1 protein-coding gene is annotated in these 356 nt (G+C 56.5%); it reads right to left on the bottom strand.

Annotated features, from left to right (window positions below):
- On the bottom strand, positions 1-356 hold a 356-nt coding region (locus tag MFF40_RS28385), incomplete at both ends, for a POT-type proton-dependent oligopeptide transporter (RefSeq protein ID WP_438804104.1).

Here is a 356-nt window from a genome sequence, read left to right on the forward strand (position 1 = left end):
CCCAAGGATGTAGGAGTTTCACCCACGAACCTCAGGCCACGGGAAGCCGAGTCAAGACCGCGCAGTCCATGCCACCCGTGCCGGATGCGGTGCAGTTTCGGCGCGGTCAGCAGCATCAGTACTGCAATAACGGCAGTAGCGACACCAATCTGCAAGAATACGCGACCATAGACTTCCAGTGACATCAGCGGATCGGTAACGTTATCCGGCACAGCCATCATACCCGCAACATAACCACCAATCAGGTTTGCACCGGCAGTGGTCAGGAACCAGCTACCCATAATGAAGCCCATCAGACGCTGCGGAACGAGTTGAGCAACCATTGCCAGACCCAGACCAGAGATCATCAGTTCCCC

This window comes from Methylobacterium mesophilicum (genome assembly GCF_022179445.1).
Lineage (GTDB): Bacteria > Pseudomonadota > Alphaproteobacteria > Rhizobiales > Beijerinckiaceae > Methylobacterium > Methylobacterium mesophilicum.